Source organism: Zavarzinella formosa DSM 19928 (assembly GCF_000255705.1).
Classification (GTDB): domain Bacteria; phylum Planctomycetota; class Planctomycetia; order Gemmatales; family Gemmataceae; genus Zavarzinella; species Zavarzinella formosa.
This window is the reverse complement of the sequence record NZ_JH636444.1, coordinates 93,578-108,979: the sequence shown is the minus strand read 5'-3', so window position 1 is coordinate 108,979 and position 15,402 is coordinate 93,578. Positions and strand designations below refer to the sequence as shown.

Below are 15,402 nucleotides of genomic sequence, written 5' to 3'. Positions count from 1 at the left end.
GTTTGCACTATACGCGGGACGAAACCTTGGGGGAGGACCGGTGTCGCGTGCGGCGCGGAGCTGCCCCGCGGGTGCTGGCCTCGCTGCGAAACGTGGCCGTTCATGTGCTGCGCGGGATGGACACGCCGAGCATGGCCGCCGCCACCCGCGAGTTCGCCGCCGACCCGAGACGTGCACTGGACTTCCTCACTGACCCAAGATCAACCTCTGAGTAGCCCTGCCGCTGACACGGGTTCGCCTTGACGGGATTTTCCACCGTGTTATGCGACAACGTCATGAAAGCCATCTTCCACACATGGGTGTTGTTGTCCCTCGTCGCCCCGCTGGCCGCGCGGGAAGAACCGCCGATGAAGATTGTCGTGCTGGACAACGAAAACCTGCTGACCGGCGAGGTGTCGCGGGTAGAGGAAGGCTGGCAAATCCGGCAACCCGTCGGCGGGGAAGTGGTCCTGCCGCCGAAAAGAATATTGGCGATTGTCGCCGACCGCCCGGCGGCCTTTCAGGTGATCGCCAAACGGGCCAACCTGCGGGATGCGGATGAACGCCTTCGGCTCGCCAAATGGTGTTTCCTCCAAGGACTGCCCGAGGAAGCATTGCACCAAGCCAAAACGGCCGTGACGATGCGTCCCGGTTTTACGGCCGCCGAGCAGTTTTTGGCAACGCTTCAAGTGGCGAAACCGCCCGTCCCCTCGCCCATCGTCCCGGCGAAAGCGGAATCATCTGCTCCCGTGGCAGTCGCGAAGGAAATTCCCGATGTGGATTACAACAGCGCCTCGTTTCCCTTCTTTTCCACTCAAGTACATGCCATTTTGCTGAACACTTGTGCGAACTGTCATTCGCGGGACGACTCGAAAACGTTTCATCTGGTGCGGCAAACAGGCCGGACAGCCATTAGCCGAAATCTGATGAGCACACTGGCTCAAATCAATCCCAACGACCCGGCCAAAAGTGCGCTGCTCATCAAGGCCGTCACGCCGCACGGAACGGCCACCGTGGCCCCGTTGCGGACTCGAAACCACCCCGCCTACTTGGCTCTGGAGGCATGGGTGATGATCGCCCGCGCTCCCGAGGGAACGCTCGAACCAGGACCTCGTGTTGAAACGCCGGAACCCAAACGGTTGCCCGAATTGGTGGAAAAAAGCCCGCCACCCGTGACCATTTCAACCAAACCGGACTCGTTTGGCTCGGTGAGGACCGATCGCACCAGCGAGAACAAACCCGCCGCGCCGACCGACCCGTTTGACCCGGCTGTGTTCAACAAATCGTTGCCCGCCAAGGATTAAGATCCTGCGGATTTTTTGCGACAACCGTGCTGACAAAAGAATGCCTCTTCGAGTAGGATGGGGAAATTCCGTTTCTCATAATTTTCCTTGTTTCCTGACTCGGGTCTCTCCATGTCCATCAACATGAAATGTCCGGGGTGCGCGACCTCATTTGATTTTGCGGACAACCTCCGCGGAAAACGAATCAAATGCAAGAGTTGCGGCGAGATCTTCAAGATTGAACCGCCGCCCGCCACCCCTAAACCGGCGGCCGTCAAGCCATCATCGCCACCCAAACCAGCTCCAGTTCCCAAACCGACTCCGGCGAAGACGACGACATCCGCAAAGTCGAAACCGGTGATCGATGACGACGAGGAAGATGACCGTCCGTCACGATCCCGGCGGCGGGACGAAGACGAGGAAGATGATCGCCCTGCCCGATCTCGTCGACGGGACGACGATGACGAAGAAGATGAGCGTCCGAAGCGTTCACGACGGAATGAGGAAGATGACGACGATCCGAAGAATCGCCGCAAAAAATGGGACGAGGAAGACGATGATCTTTCCTCAACCAAAAAAAAACGTGGCATTCATCCGCTGCTAATCGTCGCCCCGATTCTGGGTTTTGTGTTGATCGGGGCGGTAGTCGCCGTCTTGGTTTTGCGTGGGGGAAAAGCAAAAGACAAGGACATCGCCGACAGCGGCGGTGTCAAAACCCCGCAAGCCACTTGTTCTGTCGAATGGCCGGAAAAGGACATCAACCAATTGATCGTTACCGATGCTGGCAATCAGTTCGCGGTCTTCCGCAAACCAGAACAATCCGGCAACACATGGGAGATTGAACCGGTGGACATTGCCACGGGCAAATCGGCCGGAAAATTTCGCATCCCGGAACTTGAAACACCGCAATATGTCGCCATTTCCGGGGATGGCAAATACGTCATGGTTGAACAGGATAACCGCTTCGGCAACAGCGACCGGGCGTTGACCATTTATTCCACCACGGACAAGGTTGAAGTCACCAAAAAGTGGGTACCGTATCCCAGGAAAGACATTTTCAAAAGCCCGACGTTGTACAAGGCCGAGTTCATCGGCAACAACAAATTAGTGACGATCAACACCATGCGCGGGATGGATGTCTGGTCGCTTCCCAGTTTTGAGTCCGTCGTCTCCGGGGCGAAGTATCGATCCGTCGGAGAGCCCTTGCTTAGCTGGAATGACTTCAATGTTTCGAGCCTGAAATACGAACGCTTTGTGGCTTTCTCCGTTGATCGCAAACAGGTGGCGATCTGGGCTGGCGATGGCTACGTTGTGGCCAACACCGAGGACGGCCTTGAGGCCGCAAGACTTTCCACCACCGCTTTGAATCTTCAGAACATCAAAGCCGGTCCCGTGGCCTGGCGACCGGACGGCAAGGTGTTGGCGGCAATTTTTGAACACGGAAACTTCGGCAACCCGTCGGTGATTCTCGTGTTGTGGGACATAAGCAATCCTGCCGTTCCGACGGTTCACAACATGTACGCCAATCAATTCGATCAATCCAAGGGCCTAAACTGGTGGGGCAACCGATACGTCATCACCACCGGCGGGCGGGTGGATGGTGTCATCATTGATACACAAAACGGCAAAGTGTTGCGGCAGTTGATGTCCCCTGCCAAGAAAGTGTTTGGCTTTAGCCGAAACGGCCGACTATGGTATGCCGTCAGCCCGGAACTCCGCGACCCAGCCAAGATTCTGATGGTCGATTCCCCGGAAGATTTATTGGAAAAAGACGGCAACCAAGATCCCTACGAAGACATTATCAACAACAAGGGCCGGTTCTTGCGTCGATTGTGGATGGAACCCGAAGGAGTCTCGCGGATGCCAACCCGGTTCGACCCGCCGCTTCGACAGAACTTAATCAGCCAGCCGTGACACGTGGTCAAGGGAAGACTGCCAAAACGCGGGCGGGAGACACGAATCCCTCCTGCCAGACTGGCAGTTCTTCCCAACTCCACTGCAAATCAATTACTTCAACTCCTTAAATGAAAGATGTTTGCGCATTTCCAAATAGTCGGCATGACGATTGCATACCGGGTGGTGAATCGATGTGAACACCGCCCGGATCGCCGGGTTGCTCGTTATTGCCAACTGGAGAATGCTAAGTGGGTGCCAAACAGCTTTCTTACGCCGATGAAGCCCGTCAAAAGTTGCTGGCGGGCGTGTCCAAACTCGCCCGGGCCGTGCGAAGCACGCTTGGGCCGCGCGGACGCAACGCCATCCTCGACAAAGGATGGGGTTCCCCGACCGTGACCAAAGACGGTGTGAGTGTCGCCGAAGACATCGACCTGAAGTGTCCCTACGAAAACATGGGGGCTCAGCTCGTCAAGGAAGCCGCGAGCAAGACCTCGGATGTCGCCGGGGACGGAACGACGACCGCGACCGTGCTGGCCGAGTTCATCTATCGTGAAGGTCTCAAGGCCGTTGCCGCCGGCAGCGATCCGATGGCCATCACCCGCGGGATTCAAAAGGGCGTTGACGCCATCGTCGAAAATCTGAAGGCCGCCGCCAAGAAGATTGATCCGAACGACGAGAAGGCCATCACGGAAGTGGCGACCATCGCCGCCAACAACGATAAGGAAATCGGGTCCAAGCTCGCCGAAGCCATGAAGAAGGTCGGCGCCACCAACGGCGTCATCACCATCGAAGAAGGCAAGACGGCCGACACCGAAGTTCACGTTGTTCAAGGGATGCAGTTCGATCGCGGCTACCTCTCGCCGCACTTCGTCACCAATCAAGAAGACGTGACCTGCGAGTTCGAGAACCCTTACATCCTGATCTTGGAAGACAAAATTTCCAACGTGAAGGACTTGGTTCCGTTGCTGGAGACGTTCTTCAAGAAGAACGAACCGCTGCTCATCATCGCCGAAGACATTGAAGGCGAAGCTCTGGCCACGCTGGTGCTGAACAAGCTCAAGGGCATCCTCAAAGTCGCGGCCGTGAAGGCTCCGGGCTATGGCGACCGCCGCAAGGCCATGCTCGAAGACCTCGCCGTCCTCACCGGCGGCAAGGCGATCTTCAAAGACCTCGGCTTCCAACTCGACAAGATCCAACTTGAAGACTTGGGCCGCTGCAAGAAGGTCCGGCTGGACTCGGAAAACACGACGATCACCGAAGGGGCCGGGGACAAGAAAGCCATCGAAGGCCGGGCCGAATCGATCCGCAAGGAAATCAGCAAAACCGACAGCGAATACGACCGCGAAAAGCTGCAAGAACGTCTGGCCAAACTGGCCGGCGGCGTCGCCCAACTCAAGGTTGGCGGGGCGACCGAAACGGCCATGAAGGAACGCAAGGCTCTCTACGAAGACTCCCTCCACGCGACCCGGGCCGCCTTGGCCGAAGGGACTGTGGTCGGTGGCGGCGTGGCCCTGCTGAACTCTCGCAAGGCCATTGAAAGCCTCAAGCTCACCGGCGACGAAGAAGCCGGCGCCCGCGTGCTTTACCGGGCCTTGGAAATGCCGTGCCGCATGATCGCCGAAAACGCCGGCAAAGACGGCACGGTGGTCGTGGCCCACATTCGCCGGAAGAACGACGAAAACTGGGGTTACAACGCCGACGCCGACCGTTACGAAGACATGCGGGCCGCCGGGATCATTGATCCTGTGAAAGTGACTCGCAGTGCCCTGCAAAACGGGGCCAGCGTTGCCATGCTGTTGCTCACGACGGAAACTATCGTGGCCGACATCCCCGAACCGAAGAAAGATCACGACCACGACCATCACCACGATCACGGCGGCGGTGGCATGGGTGGCATGGGCGGGATGCCCGGCATGGACATGATGTAAATAACCTCCCCGCCCGGATGAATGCCGGGCGGGTCTTCTTCCCACAATCAAACACCACTGAAGATTTTTCGGAGATATCCCATGTCGATTCGTCCCCTAGATGACCGTGTTGTGGTCGAGCCCCTCGAAGCCGAAGAAAAGACGGCCGGTGGCATCCTTCTGCCGGACAGCGCCAAGGAAAAGCCCCAGCGTGGCAAGATTCTCGCCGCCGGTCCCGGCAAGCTCCGCGACAACGGCGAACGGACCGCGCTAAGCGTGAAGGTGGGCGATGAGGTCCTCTACGGCCGCTATGCCGGGAGCGACATCAAAGAAGGCGGCAAGGAACTGAAAGTGATGCGCGAAGGCGATATTCTGGCAAAGATCGTCAAGTAACGACCGCTAGCCCCACCACACGAACATCCAACACCGAGCATCAAGCAAATGGCAAAACAACTTCTGTATACCGACGACGCCCGCAAGAAACTGCTGACGGGCGCCGAAAAGCTGTCCAAGGCGGTGGGCGTCACCCTCGGGCCGACCGGCCGGAACGTCATCATCGACAAGTCCTTCGGCGGCCCGACCGTCACGAAGGACGGCGTGACCGTCTCCAAGGAAATCGACCTCAGCGATCCCTTTGAAAACATGGGGGCCAAGCTCGTCAACGCCGTGGCCCAAAAGACCTCCGACTCGGCCGGCGACGGCACGACGACGGCCACCATCCTGGCCCTTGCGATCTATCAGGAAGGTCTGCGGATCATCACCGCCGGGGCCAACCCGATGGCCGTGAAGCGCGGGATCGACAAGGCCGTTGAAGCCGCCGGGAATTTCCTCGTCAGCGGCCTGACGAAGCGTCTTTCCAGCAAGCAGGAAATGGAACACGTCGCGTCCATCTCCGGCAACAACGACCCGGCCATCGGCAAGCTAATGGCTGATGCGTTCGAGAAGGTCGGCAAGGACGGCGTGATCACCGTCGAAGAAGGCAAGACCTCCGCGACCACGCTGGAATTCGTCGAAGGGATGCAATTCGACAAGGGTTACATCTCCCCGTACTTCGCGATCAACAATCCTGATCTGAAGTGCGAGTTCGACGATGCTTACATCCTGATCTACGAAAAGAAGATTTCGAGCGTCCGCGACCTCCTGCCGATCCTTCAGAAGGTCGCCGAAACCCGCAAGCCGCTACTCATCATCGCCGAAGACGTCGAGAGCGAAGCCCTCGCCGTGTTGGTGGTGAATCGCATTCAAGCCGGTCTGCCGGTGTGTGCGGTGAAGGCCCCCGGATTCGGTGATCGTCGCAAGGCCATGCTGGCCGACATCGCCACCCTGACCGGCGGCCAGTTCGTCAGCGAAGACCTCGGGGTCAAGCTGGAAAACGTCGGCCTTCAGCACCTCGGCTCGGCCAAGCGGATTAGCGTGGAAAAGGAAAGCACCACGATCATCGACGGTAACGGCAAGACCAAGGACATCACGGACCGGATCAACCAGATCCGCACCCAGATGGCCCAGACGACCTCGGAATACGACAAGGAAAAGTTTTCCGAACGGCTGGCCAAACTGACCGGCGGCGTCGCCATCGTCCGCGTGGGCGCGGCGACCGAAGCCGAAATGAAGCAGACCAAAGCCCGCATCGAAGATGCCCTGCACGCGACCCGCGCGGCCGTCGCCGAGGGGATCGTCCCCGGCGGAGGAACCGCCCTGCTCCGCTGCGTCAAGGTTGTCCAAGAAAAGGCCAAGGGCCTCGAAGGTGACGAACAACTGGGTGCCCAGATCGTCGCCCGCGCCCTCACGAAGCCGGTCCGCACCATCGCCGAAAACGGTGGCCAAGACGGAGCCGTGGTGGCCGACGAAGTTGATCTTCGTGGCGAACAGAACAAGAATATTGGCTACAACGCCAACAGTGGCGATTATGTCGATATGTTCGAGGCGGGCATCGTTGACCCCACAAAGGTCACGCGGTCAGCTCTCCAGAACGCCGCCAGCATCGCCGGTTTGATGCTCACCACGGAAGTGATGATCACCAAGATCGACGACGACGATGAGAAGTCCAAAGTCTCCGGGGCCATTGCCTAATTATTGTTGAAGTGACCTTACGATACCCCGGCCCGGCTCACCGTTCCGGGGTATCGTTGCGAATATTGAGAATGCCGGGACAAATTGAATGGTCGATCTGACCAGTTTCGCCTGTACAATGTCCTATTGGAAACGGCGACAAGCGTGGCCCGACATTGCGGCGCAATGACTCCCAATCGAATGACCTTCTCTCCGTGGCTTTAGATTTCCGTTGGCCCTGTTGATTGGTGATGCAAAACCATGGCGATGAAGCGTGATTATTACGAAGTCCTCACGGTCTCCAAGGAAGTCGAGATCGAGGTCATCGAAAAGACCTACAGGAAACTTGCTCGGCAATATCACCCGGATCGCAATGTCGGTGATCCCGAGGCTGAGGTGAAATTCAAGGAAATCAACGAGGCTTTTGAAGTCCTCGGCGACCCCGAAAAACGCGCGCGTTATGATCGTTACGGACACGCGGGTCTTGAGGGGGGCGAAGGTTTCGGCCCCGCCAGTGGTTCCTTCTCTGATATTGTCAACGACCTTTTCGGCGCGTTCATGGGCGGTGGTGGCCAAGGGGGCAATCGCCGAGGGGGCCAACGCGGACCGCAACGCGGTTCCGACCTGCGGATGCCCCTCGACATCGATCTCCTTGAAGCGGCTCGGGGTGTCAAAAAGCCGTTCAAAGTGCGTCGTCAAGAAATCTGCCTCGAATGCACCGGTACGGGAAGCAAATCCAACAAAAAGACAACATGCCCCCGTTGCAAGGGAAAAGGGGAATTTGTCCAGCGACAGGGCTTCTTTGAACTCCGGCAGGCCTGTCCGCAATGCAACGGGTCCGGTTCGGTGATCGCCGATCCTTGCGTGAAGTGTTCCGGAGCGGGCAAAATCCAAGTCGAAAAAGAAATCAGTGTCAGCGTTCCGCCAGGTTCCGACACTGGATTGCGGTTGTTCGTTGGCGGCGAGGGAAACGCTGGTGATCCGGGTGCTCCGCGAGGGGATTTAGAACTCGTGGTCCGCGTAGCCGAGCATTCGATGTTCAAGCGAGAAGGTGTCGATCTCTTTGTGGATGATTTGCCAATCACCTTCAGCCAGGCGGCCCTCGGGGCAACGGTTGACATCCCCACACTCAATGGCAAATCCACCCTCAATGTCCCGGCGGGAACACAGACCGGGACCGAATTCCGCATTCGCGGAGAGGGAATGCCCGAACTGCGGGTAAGCCGACAGGGCACGCCGATCGAAAACTCCCGCAAAGGAGATTTGCGGGTGACTGTGAACGTTGAAACACCCACGCACCTGACAAAACGTCAGGAAGAATTGCTCCGCGAACTGGCGGAGATTGAACATCGGCAAGTGTCGCCGGCCCGAAGGGGGTTCTTCGACAAAATCAAGAACCTGTTCACGGCTCCGGCCGACACAGAACCAACCCATTAACCCTCTCATAACATTTAATCATGATGACGCCGAACGAACCAACCACCGAAGACCTCCCGCCCGTCAACGCCGGGGAACCGACCGAAACCGAAGAGACGAAAACGATGCGGGAGAAAATCGCCCACTTGGAAAAGCAGAATGACGAACTTCTGCGTCACCTCGCCGACTACCAAAACCGGCACAAGGAGATGCAGGCGGTCGTAAAGCGGAACTCCCAAGAAGTGGAAGCCCGCCAAAAATTCGCCCATGAAAAATTCGCGATGGACATGCTGTCCGTCCTCGACAATTTGCAACGCGCCTTGGATGCCGCCGAGAAAGCCGGGGACAAAAGCCCGCTCACAGTCGGGGTGATGGCCACGCAAGCACAAATCGGCGAAGTGCTGAAACGCCACGGAATCACGCCGATCAACGCCCTGAATCAGCCATTCGATCCAAACTTGCATCAAGCGATCCAAAGCCAGCCCGCCGGCCCCGGTGTCGAGCCAAACACGGTGACCAACGTGGTCCAGCAAGGCTACATGATTCATGACCGGGTGATGCGGCCCGCAGCGGTCGTGGTTGCCCAATCCGGTTGAAATTACTTTCCCCAGAAAAATCATGCCAACATACGACTATGTCTGCGACGCTTGCGGCCATGCCTTCGAGGAAATGCAATCCTTCTCGGCGGCCATCCTGACCAAATGCCCAAAATGCGGCGAGGAAAAACTTCGCCGCCTCTTCGGCACGGGGGCCGCGATCTTGTTCAAAGGTTCGGGATTCTACGAGACGGACTACCGGAGCGACTCCTACAAACAGTCGGCAAAGACGGAATCCGATTCAAGCAAACCCGCCGCCACCCCGACAGCCACTCCTACTCCGGCGCCCGCATCAAGTCCCCCTCCTTCCTCTGGCGGTGGCAAGTCCGACTCGGGTGGCAAGTAGTCTGATCTTCAACGGATTTGGACAACAGGAACGATGAAAAAAACGATCTGCCCGATCTGCGAGAAGGCGATGCCCGGCCAGTGGAACGAATGGCCGGAGTATCCCTTCTGCTCCAAGAAATGCCGAACAATTGATCTTGGCCGTTGGCTTGGGGAGAACTACCGGGTTCCATCCCAAGAAACACCCTCTACTTTCCCGGACGAAGAAGAGTGAGCGTCTTTTAAGTTGTGGTACTGACGATTTTTCACCTGCTTTTTCAAATCATACCCTTTCAGATTTCTCAGGAAGAATCCTGCTGGATTCTGATGACAGATCATGTTACATTCAAATTACCTACCGACCTTGGCCTCCCGGCCTCCCTCCTAATTTGGGGACTCCACATGCCCCGTCTGCGGACTTGTAACGACTTCGTGAACCAATTGCGGCAGCCAGACCGGCGCAGTTTTGTGCGCGCCGGTCTTCTTGGCACGATGGGCTTGAGCCTTGCAGACTTGTGCCGTGCGGAGTCGATTTTTCCAAGCCAAAAACGACCCACCTCGGTCATCATTTTGTGGATGCGAGGCGGACCGTCCCACATTGACATGTGGGACCCGAAGCCGGATGCCCCGGTCGATTATCGCGGCGAATTCGGCACAATGAACACCAACGTCAGCGGGGTGCGCCTGACTGATCTGCTGCCGATGTCCGCACGAACGATGGACAAATGGGCCATCATTCGCAGTCTGTTTCATCATGAAGCTGGTCACTCGGCCGGGGATCAGATTTGCTTCACCGGCTATGATTCCGGCCCCCGACCGGATGAGAACATCCACCCGAGTTGCGGGTCGATTGTGTCCAAGCAACTTGGCCACACCGTTCCGGACATGCCTGCCTATGTGATGATTCCCCGAAATGTCCCCGGAACCGGCCCGGCCTATCTCGGTGTCGCCCACAAGGCTTTTGAGACTCAAGCCGACCCGGCAAATCCGGGTCCGTTCAAGGTTCCCAATTTTGAACTGCCGGAGGGCATCACGCTCAACCAAGTCGGCGACCGCAAAGGGTTGCTAAGAAGCTTTGACGGCCTCCGGCGGGATGTGGATGCCTCCGGCCAGTTCGATGCGATGGACGGTCATCAGCGCAAAGCGTGGGATATTCTGACCTCGGCCAAGGCCCGCGAAGCATTCGACATGGACCGGGAACCGATGTCCGTCCGGGAACGCTACGGATTCATGCCCGCCTTCGATCCAAAAGCGGCCAACCGATGCGGATGTCCGGCTTGGAGCCAGCGGATTTTGCTGGCCCGGCGATTGGTGGAGGCGGGCGTCCGGTTGGTCACCGTCGATCTGCGCTGGTGGGACACCCATGTGAAGGGCTTTGAATCCTTGAAAGACGGCTTCCTCGCCCGTTGGGATCGGGCTTACACCGCTTTGATCGAAGACTTGGAAGTTCGCGGTTTGGCCGATAGCACGATGGTGCTGGCATGGGGCGAGTTTGGCCGAACGCCGAAGGTGAACACCGATGCCGGGCGGGACCATTACCCTGGCGTGTTCAGCGCGGCCATCTCTGGCGGCGGCATTCGCGGTGGAACGGTGGTCGGGGCTTCCGACGAGAAGGGGGCCTTCCCCAAGACAAACCCGAAGACGCCGCAAGACGTGCTGGCGACCGTCTATCGGCATCTCGGCGTCGATGTGAACGCGGATTACATGAGCAACGGCCGACCGATCCGGGTGTTGCCAAGCGGCAAGCCGATTGATGAATTGTTTGCCTGATCCACTTTAAGGTTTCGCCCGCTTCAACGTCAGCAACCAGTTCCGGTTGTCCTCAGTTGTCTTGAAAGCCGTCGGCCGGGGATCGCCGGGGGTGGCAAAACACACCGTGAGCGTGTCCCCTTCAATGAGATAAATGCCTTTTTCGATTCGATCAAGTTCATCCATGAAATCAATGTGGTGATGTCCGGGCGTTAGTGAATTCACTTTCACCATCACGGTGCGATCCGAAACGAGGCCGGCTTTCAATTTCGCCTGAAGACCATTCTTTAAGGCTTGGATTTCCAATGTCGGCTTGCGTTCGGAAATGATCTTTTCAGGGGTCTTGCGTCCCTTCACCTCAATACCGGTGATTTGCCATTCGCCGATGAGTTTGGTCCCCTCATCTGGAGCGGCTGGCTTGGCTTCCGGCCGGACCTGCGGTGGCACGGTCATGATCGGAACGTCTTGCTGGAGTTTCACCAGCCGACCGGTTGGCCGGAAGTTTTCACCCTTCCAATGTTCCTGAGTCTTGCGGACGGTGCGGTCAAATTGCTCGACTTCTTTGCCTAGCTTTTCGATGGTGACCGCCCGATTCTCGAAGGATTTATACAGGTGAATCCGTCGGTCGGTAGCATCAAACGCAAAGTGGGCGGGGCCGATTTTATCGTTCGCCTGAAGAAGATTTCTCCAGGCATTGGCGGCGACTTGGTCCGGATCTTCGATGGGGGCGAACTTGCTTTCCATCCAAATCCGCTGGCCGTCCGTGCTCAGGGAGAGCATTACATGCACCGGCCAATGATCGCGTTCGATGGTGATTTGAAACACATCCGGCGAAAGAGCCTTGGGGATATGATCCAATTCCCGAAGGTATCGGCCCAATGTTTCGGTCCCGATTCCCGTGGCGGGAACGGGCCGAATGATCGGATCGCTTTGGGCCATGCATGCGGTCGGCAGCCCGAACAGCAGGAACACCCAGCCGAAGAAAACGGATTGCCCGCGCATGGCCACCAACTCCGCGTGAGGAATTTTTTTCTCGAAGTTCCGACCATAACAGGACGTTTTTTTTTCGCAAGTCGGACTATTCGGCGCGTTTAGTCCCTATCTCATCAGTCCCGTTCAGGTTATCCACCTTGTCAACCCAACCCCTCTTGCGTTAATCTCACAGTTGGGGGAAGGCATCCCTTCGGGAGCGAATTGTTATGAAGCACGCGTGTCTGTTCAGCCTCTCCACGGGGCTTCTCATTCTTGGGATAACCGGCATTTCTGCCCAAGTCCCCAAGGCCGGACAACCAGCCCAGATCAAACCCGGCGACCCCGGTAAACTGCCGCAAGTCAAAGCGGCCGACCCGGCCAAGAATCCGAATCCCAATGCCAACCCACCGGCAAAGGGTGCCGATCCGGCGGCCGTGCCCCCAGGAAACCCCGCCGCCGTGCCCCCCGGAAATCCCCCGGCGATCCCGATCGTCGCACCAGCGCCGGCCGCAAAAGAAACCAATGATTTTCCCAGGGAATTCGAAGGAAAATCATTGGTTATGTGGATCAACGAACTGAAAACCAGCCGGGATGCGGCCGTTCGTGAACACGCCATCCGTGTTTTCCCGGCGTTCGGGCCAAAGGCCATGATCGCCATCAGCGAGCAAATGCTGACCACTCTCAAGACCGATCCGGATCTTAACGTCAAACTAACGGCGCTCAGCATTGCCCCTTTCATGAATTACAACCAACTGGAAGATCGATTTTGCAATGACCGGCTTGAAACGATTATTCGCATGTTGGATGCCGAGTCGGTGACGGTTCGTTACGACGCGACGGTGGCGCTCTCGAACATCGGACCAGTCCCGGCGGCTGTCAAAGGAATACCCCGGTTGGTTGCCCGCACGAATGAAATCAGTTCCTGGCTGACTCGAAAAACGGCCGCCACGGCGCTCGGCAGCGTTGGCCGAGGTTGGTCGAATCCGGACAATCCCGCCGAAAAAATCGACCCTTCCGAAAGTGCCGTCCTTGGGTTGCTCAATGTGCTCAAGACTGATCCTTCAGTTGCCGTGCGAAGGGAAGCCGCCAATGCCCTCATCGTGATCGGGCCGGTTTCCAACAACCAACACAAGGTCTGGAAAGCCGGTTTGGAAAACGTCCTGAAATTCGAGAAGGATCGTGGCATTCAAGGGCTGGTCCGCGTGGTTCTCCTCAAACACGATCCGGCAGGGGTGAAGGGGAACGAATCACTTCTGACCGCCATCACCACCCAACTCTTGGCACCGGAAGCGGCCGCGCGTTCCGAAGCCTGTCAGGCCCTTGGATTGCTCGGTGATGCGGCCGGCAAAAAGGCCCAGGACCTGTTGGATGTGATTACCAACCCGAAGGAAGAAAACAGTGTGGTGGCGTCGGCCATTATCGCCGTCGCGAGCATGAAGTCCCAAGCCGCTGTGACGGCCCCGGTTCTCCGCAAGGTGGCCACCAGCCACCGGACTGAAGAAGTGAGGGCCTATGCGACTGAAGCTGTCAAGGTTCTTCAAGGCGAGGAAAAGAAGATGGCTCCACCCGTGGTGGTCCCTCCAGTTGCGCCCGAGAAGAAGTGATCGGCGAATCTTTTGTCCCGCTCGGATCATCTCACTTTCAGGCGGCGGGTGTTTGTCATTCCGTCGCCATATTCAAATCAGTCACAAAGCGATTGGTCCGGCGTTCGTGTCCAATCTTGGTGGTCGGACCGTGACCGGGATACACAACGGTTTCTGCCGGTAGCGTGTATAACTTGTTCCGAATGCTCACGGCCAGTTGCTCAAAGGAACCGCCGGGGAAATCGGTGCGCCCAATGCTGCCGCGAAACAACACGTCTCCGCCGATGAGGACGCCGAATTCCTTCAGGTAAAACACAACATGGCCGGGGGAATGGCCGGGGCAGTCAAAAATATCGAGGGTCAGCCCGGCGAATAACAATTGTTCCCCCTCGCGGACGATTTGATCGGCGGGGGGGCTGATGATGTCGAATCCATACTGTCGGCTGAGGTTCAAATCCGGGTCGAGGAGCATCGGAGCATCATTCACTCCGATAATCAACGGGGCTTCCGGATAGACGGTTTTGACATCCCCGTTCCCGGCAATGTGATCCGAATGGCCGTGCGTGTTGAGAATGGCAACCGGTTTCAGCATTTGATCGGCGAGAAATTCGTGGATGAGGTCCGGTTCAAGACCGGGATCAATCACGAGGCAATCAGTGTGGCCATCCAGCCAGATGACGTATGTATTTTCGGCGAACGGCATCGAAACGATTGTTTTGATTTGAAAACTCATGGACCTTCCAATGATTTCACTTGCGGCGTAAAATGGCACAATCTACCATTTAGCTTAACCGCTGGCGGCATTCCCGCCCATCTTGGAACCCTTACCACGGAGCTCGCGAATGTCGAACTACCTTGAAGACGGATATCACCGCGAAACAGCCGCGGCCTATGCACCGGTGGACGAACGCATCTCGTTCATCCGAAAAACCTACCTGCACCTGGCGGTGTCGGTCGCCGGATTGGTCGGGATTCTCGCCCTGTTGAAGTTGGCGCATGTGGATCGTGAAATCATCGGGGTAATTTACGGCTCCCCGATCTCGTTGCTGTTTTTGATGGTCTTCTTTATCGGCGGCGGCTGGCTGGCCCGATACATGGCCCGCGCTGAGGCCCCGCCCGCCGTGAAATACGCCGGGTTGGCCATTTACACTGCCATTGAAGCCGTGTTCCTTCTCCCGATCATCACATTCGCGGAGATGAAGTATGGCATGGAGATCATCAATCAGGCCAGCATGCTGACGATGCTCGTCTTTGGCGGGCTGACAGTCACCGTGTTTGTGACCAAGAAGGATTTTTCGTTCCTTCGGTATGGGCTTGTCATGCTGAGCCTGTTGATGCTCGGGTTGATCCTCCTGTCCATCGTCGGACCTTACTTCGGCTTGTCTGTTGGTCTCGGAATGTGGTTCAGTGGCTTGGGGATTGCGTTGGCGGCCGGGTACATCCTGTACGACACATCAAACATCCTGCACCACTACAACACGGACGAGCATGTCGGCGCTGCCTTGGAATTGCTGGCTGATGTCGTGTTGCTCTTCTACTACATCCTGCGATTGCTCATGCAGAACCGTGACTAAACGGCTTTGTGACGGATGAAACAGAAAAGGGCGGACGTCGTGCGACGTCCGCCCTTTTCTGTTTCATCCGTCAC

At 57.4% G+C, this 15,402-nt stretch carries 14 protein-coding genes and 1 pseudogene; 13 read left to right on the top strand and 2 right to left on the bottom strand.

Features of this window, described 5'->3' with window-relative positions; genetic code table 11:
- The 11 genes and pseudogenes from BGIM_RS65025 to BGIM_RS0129280 form a co-directional block, all read left to right on the top strand.
- Positions 1-215, top strand: a pseudogene (locus BGIM_RS65025) (ISAs1 family transposase); the annotation flags it as partial.
- Positions 216-275: 60 nt separating this feature from the next.
- Entirely contained in the window at positions 276-1,283 is a 1,008-nt protein-coding gene (locus tag BGIM_RS0129325) for a hypothetical protein (RefSeq protein WP_020473255.1), read from the top strand.
- A 111-nt stretch (positions 1,284-1,394) separates the two neighbouring features.
- A complete protein-coding gene (locus tag BGIM_RS0129320; RefSeq protein WP_029630798.1) occupies positions 1,395-3,176 on the top strand; it encodes a zinc ribbon domain-containing protein in 1,782 nt (593 codons plus the stop codon).
- A gap of 230 nt (positions 3,177-3,406) precedes the next feature.
- The gene (gene groL / locus BGIM_RS0129315; protein WP_020473254.1) at positions 3,407-5,086 is read left to right on the top strand and encodes a chaperonin GroEL; all 1,680 of its coding nucleotides are present in this window, start codon (positions 3,407-3,409) and stop codon (positions 5,084-5,086) included.
- Between the two features lie 81 nt (positions 5,087-5,167).
- Positions 5,168-5,458, top strand: coding sequence for a co-chaperone GroES (locus BGIM_RS0129310; RefSeq protein ID WP_020473253.1), 291 nt, complete (start codon positions 5,168-5,170; stop codon positions 5,456-5,458).
- Between the two features lie 48 nt (positions 5,459-5,506).
- A complete protein-coding gene (groL, locus tag BGIM_RS0129305; RefSeq protein WP_020473252.1) occupies positions 5,507-7,135 on the top strand; it encodes a chaperonin GroEL in 1,629 nt (542 codons plus the stop codon).
- A gap of 240 nt (positions 7,136-7,375) precedes the next feature.
- On the top strand, positions 7,376-8,551 hold the full coding sequence (gene dnaJ, locus BGIM_RS0129300) for a molecular chaperone DnaJ (RefSeq protein WP_029630795.1): 1,176 nt from the start codon (positions 7,376-7,378) through the stop codon (positions 8,549-8,551).
- Between the two features lie 20 nt (positions 8,552-8,571).
- On the top strand, positions 8,572-9,126 hold the full coding sequence (locus BGIM_RS53020) for a nucleotide exchange factor GrpE (RefSeq protein WP_020473250.1): 555 nt from the start codon (positions 8,572-8,574) through the stop codon (positions 9,124-9,126).
- A gap of 22 nt (positions 9,127-9,148) precedes the next feature.
- Complete coding sequence (locus tag BGIM_RS0129290; RefSeq protein ID WP_020473249.1) at positions 9,149-9,472, top strand: FmdB family zinc ribbon protein; 324 nt, start codon at positions 9,149-9,151, stop codon at positions 9,470-9,472.
- A 33-nt stretch (positions 9,473-9,505) separates the two neighbouring features.
- Positions 9,506-9,685: a DNA gyrase inhibitor YacG gene (locus BGIM_RS0129285; protein ID WP_020473248.1), complete on the top strand. Its 180-nt coding sequence runs from the start codon at positions 9,506-9,508 to the stop codon at positions 9,683-9,685.
- 167 nt (positions 9,686-9,852) lie between these two features.
- Positions 9,853-11,220 (top strand): DUF1501 domain-containing protein, encoded by a 1,368-nt coding sequence (locus BGIM_RS0129280; RefSeq protein ID WP_020473247.1) that lies wholly within the window; start codon positions 9,853-9,855, stop codon positions 11,218-11,220.
- Between the two features lie 6 nt (positions 11,221-11,226).
- On the opposite strand, the gene BGIM_RS0129275 is transcribed toward BGIM_RS0129280, so the two are convergent.
- Positions 11,227-12,201: a TIGR03067 domain-containing protein gene (locus BGIM_RS0129275; RefSeq protein ID WP_020473246.1), complete on the bottom strand. Its 975-nt coding sequence runs from the start codon at positions 12,199-12,201 to the stop codon at positions 11,227-11,229.
- A gap of 197 nt (positions 12,202-12,398) precedes the next feature.
- On the opposite strand from BGIM_RS0129275, the gene BGIM_RS0129270 reads away from it, so the two are divergent.
- Positions 12,399-13,775, top strand: a complete 1,377-nt coding sequence (locus BGIM_RS0129270) for a HEAT repeat domain-containing protein (RefSeq protein WP_020473245.1) — start codon at positions 12,399-12,401, stop codon at positions 13,773-13,775.
- A 55-nt stretch (positions 13,776-13,830) separates the two neighbouring features.
- Here BGIM_RS0129270 and BGIM_RS0129265 read toward each other — a convergent pair whose 3' ends face one another.
- A complete protein-coding gene (locus BGIM_RS0129265) occupies positions 13,831-14,487 on the bottom strand; it encodes an MBL fold metallo-hydrolase (RefSeq protein WP_020473244.1) in 657 nt (218 codons plus the stop codon).
- Positions 14,488-14,596: 109 nt separating this feature from the next.
- Between BGIM_RS0129265 and BGIM_RS0129260 the strand changes: the two genes are divergently transcribed.
- Complete coding sequence (locus BGIM_RS0129260) at positions 14,597-15,328, top strand: Bax inhibitor-1/YccA family protein (RefSeq protein WP_020473243.1); 732 nt, start codon at positions 14,597-14,599, stop codon at positions 15,326-15,328.
- Positions 15,329-15,402: the final 74 nt, after the last annotated feature.

Bases quoted from the DNA above. Each gene is read 5' to 3' on its own strand.
- BGIM_RS0129265 (WP_020473244.1), bottom strand. From the start codon at position 14,487: ATGAGTTTTCAAATCAAAACAATCGTTTCGATGCCGTTCGCCGAAAAT.
- BGIM_RS0129260 (WP_020473243.1), top strand. From the start codon at position 14,597: ATGTCGAACTACCTTGAAGACGGATATCACCGCGAAACAGCCGCGGCC.
- BGIM_RS53020 (WP_020473250.1), top strand. From the start codon at position 8,572: ATGATGACGCCGAACGAACCAACCACCGAAGACCTCCCGCCCGTCAAC.
- BGIM_RS0129290 (WP_020473249.1), top strand. From the start codon at position 9,149: ATGCCAACATACGACTATGTCTGCGACGCTTGCGGCCATGCCTTCGAG.
- BGIM_RS0129285 (WP_020473248.1), top strand. From the start codon at position 9,506: ATGAAAAAAACGATCTGCCCGATCTGCGAGAAGGCGATGCCCGGCCAG.
- BGIM_RS0129270 (WP_020473245.1), top strand. From the start codon at position 12,399: ATGAAGCACGCGTGTCTGTTCAGCCTCTCCACGGGGCTTCTCATTCTT.
- dnaJ (WP_029630795.1), top strand. From the start codon at position 7,376: ATGGCGATGAAGCGTGATTATTACGAAGTCCTCACGGTCTCCAAGGAA.
- groL (WP_020473252.1), top strand. From the start codon at position 5,507: ATGGCAAAACAACTTCTGTATACCGACGACGCCCGCAAGAAACTGCTG.
- BGIM_RS0129280 (WP_020473247.1), top strand. From the start codon at position 9,853: ATGCCCCGTCTGCGGACTTGTAACGACTTCGTGAACCAATTGCGGCAG.
- BGIM_RS0129310 (WP_020473253.1), top strand. From the start codon at position 5,168: ATGTCGATTCGTCCCCTAGATGACCGTGTTGTGGTCGAGCCCCTCGAA.
- BGIM_RS0129320 (WP_029630798.1), top strand. From the start codon at position 1,395: ATGTCCATCAACATGAAATGTCCGGGGTGCGCGACCTCATTTGATTTT.
- BGIM_RS0129275 (WP_020473246.1), bottom strand. From the start codon at position 12,201: ATGCGCGGGCAATCCGTTTTCTTCGGCTGGGTGTTCCTGCTGTTCGGG.
- BGIM_RS0129325 (WP_020473255.1), top strand. From the start codon at position 276: ATGAAAGCCATCTTCCACACATGGGTGTTGTTGTCCCTCGTCGCCCCG.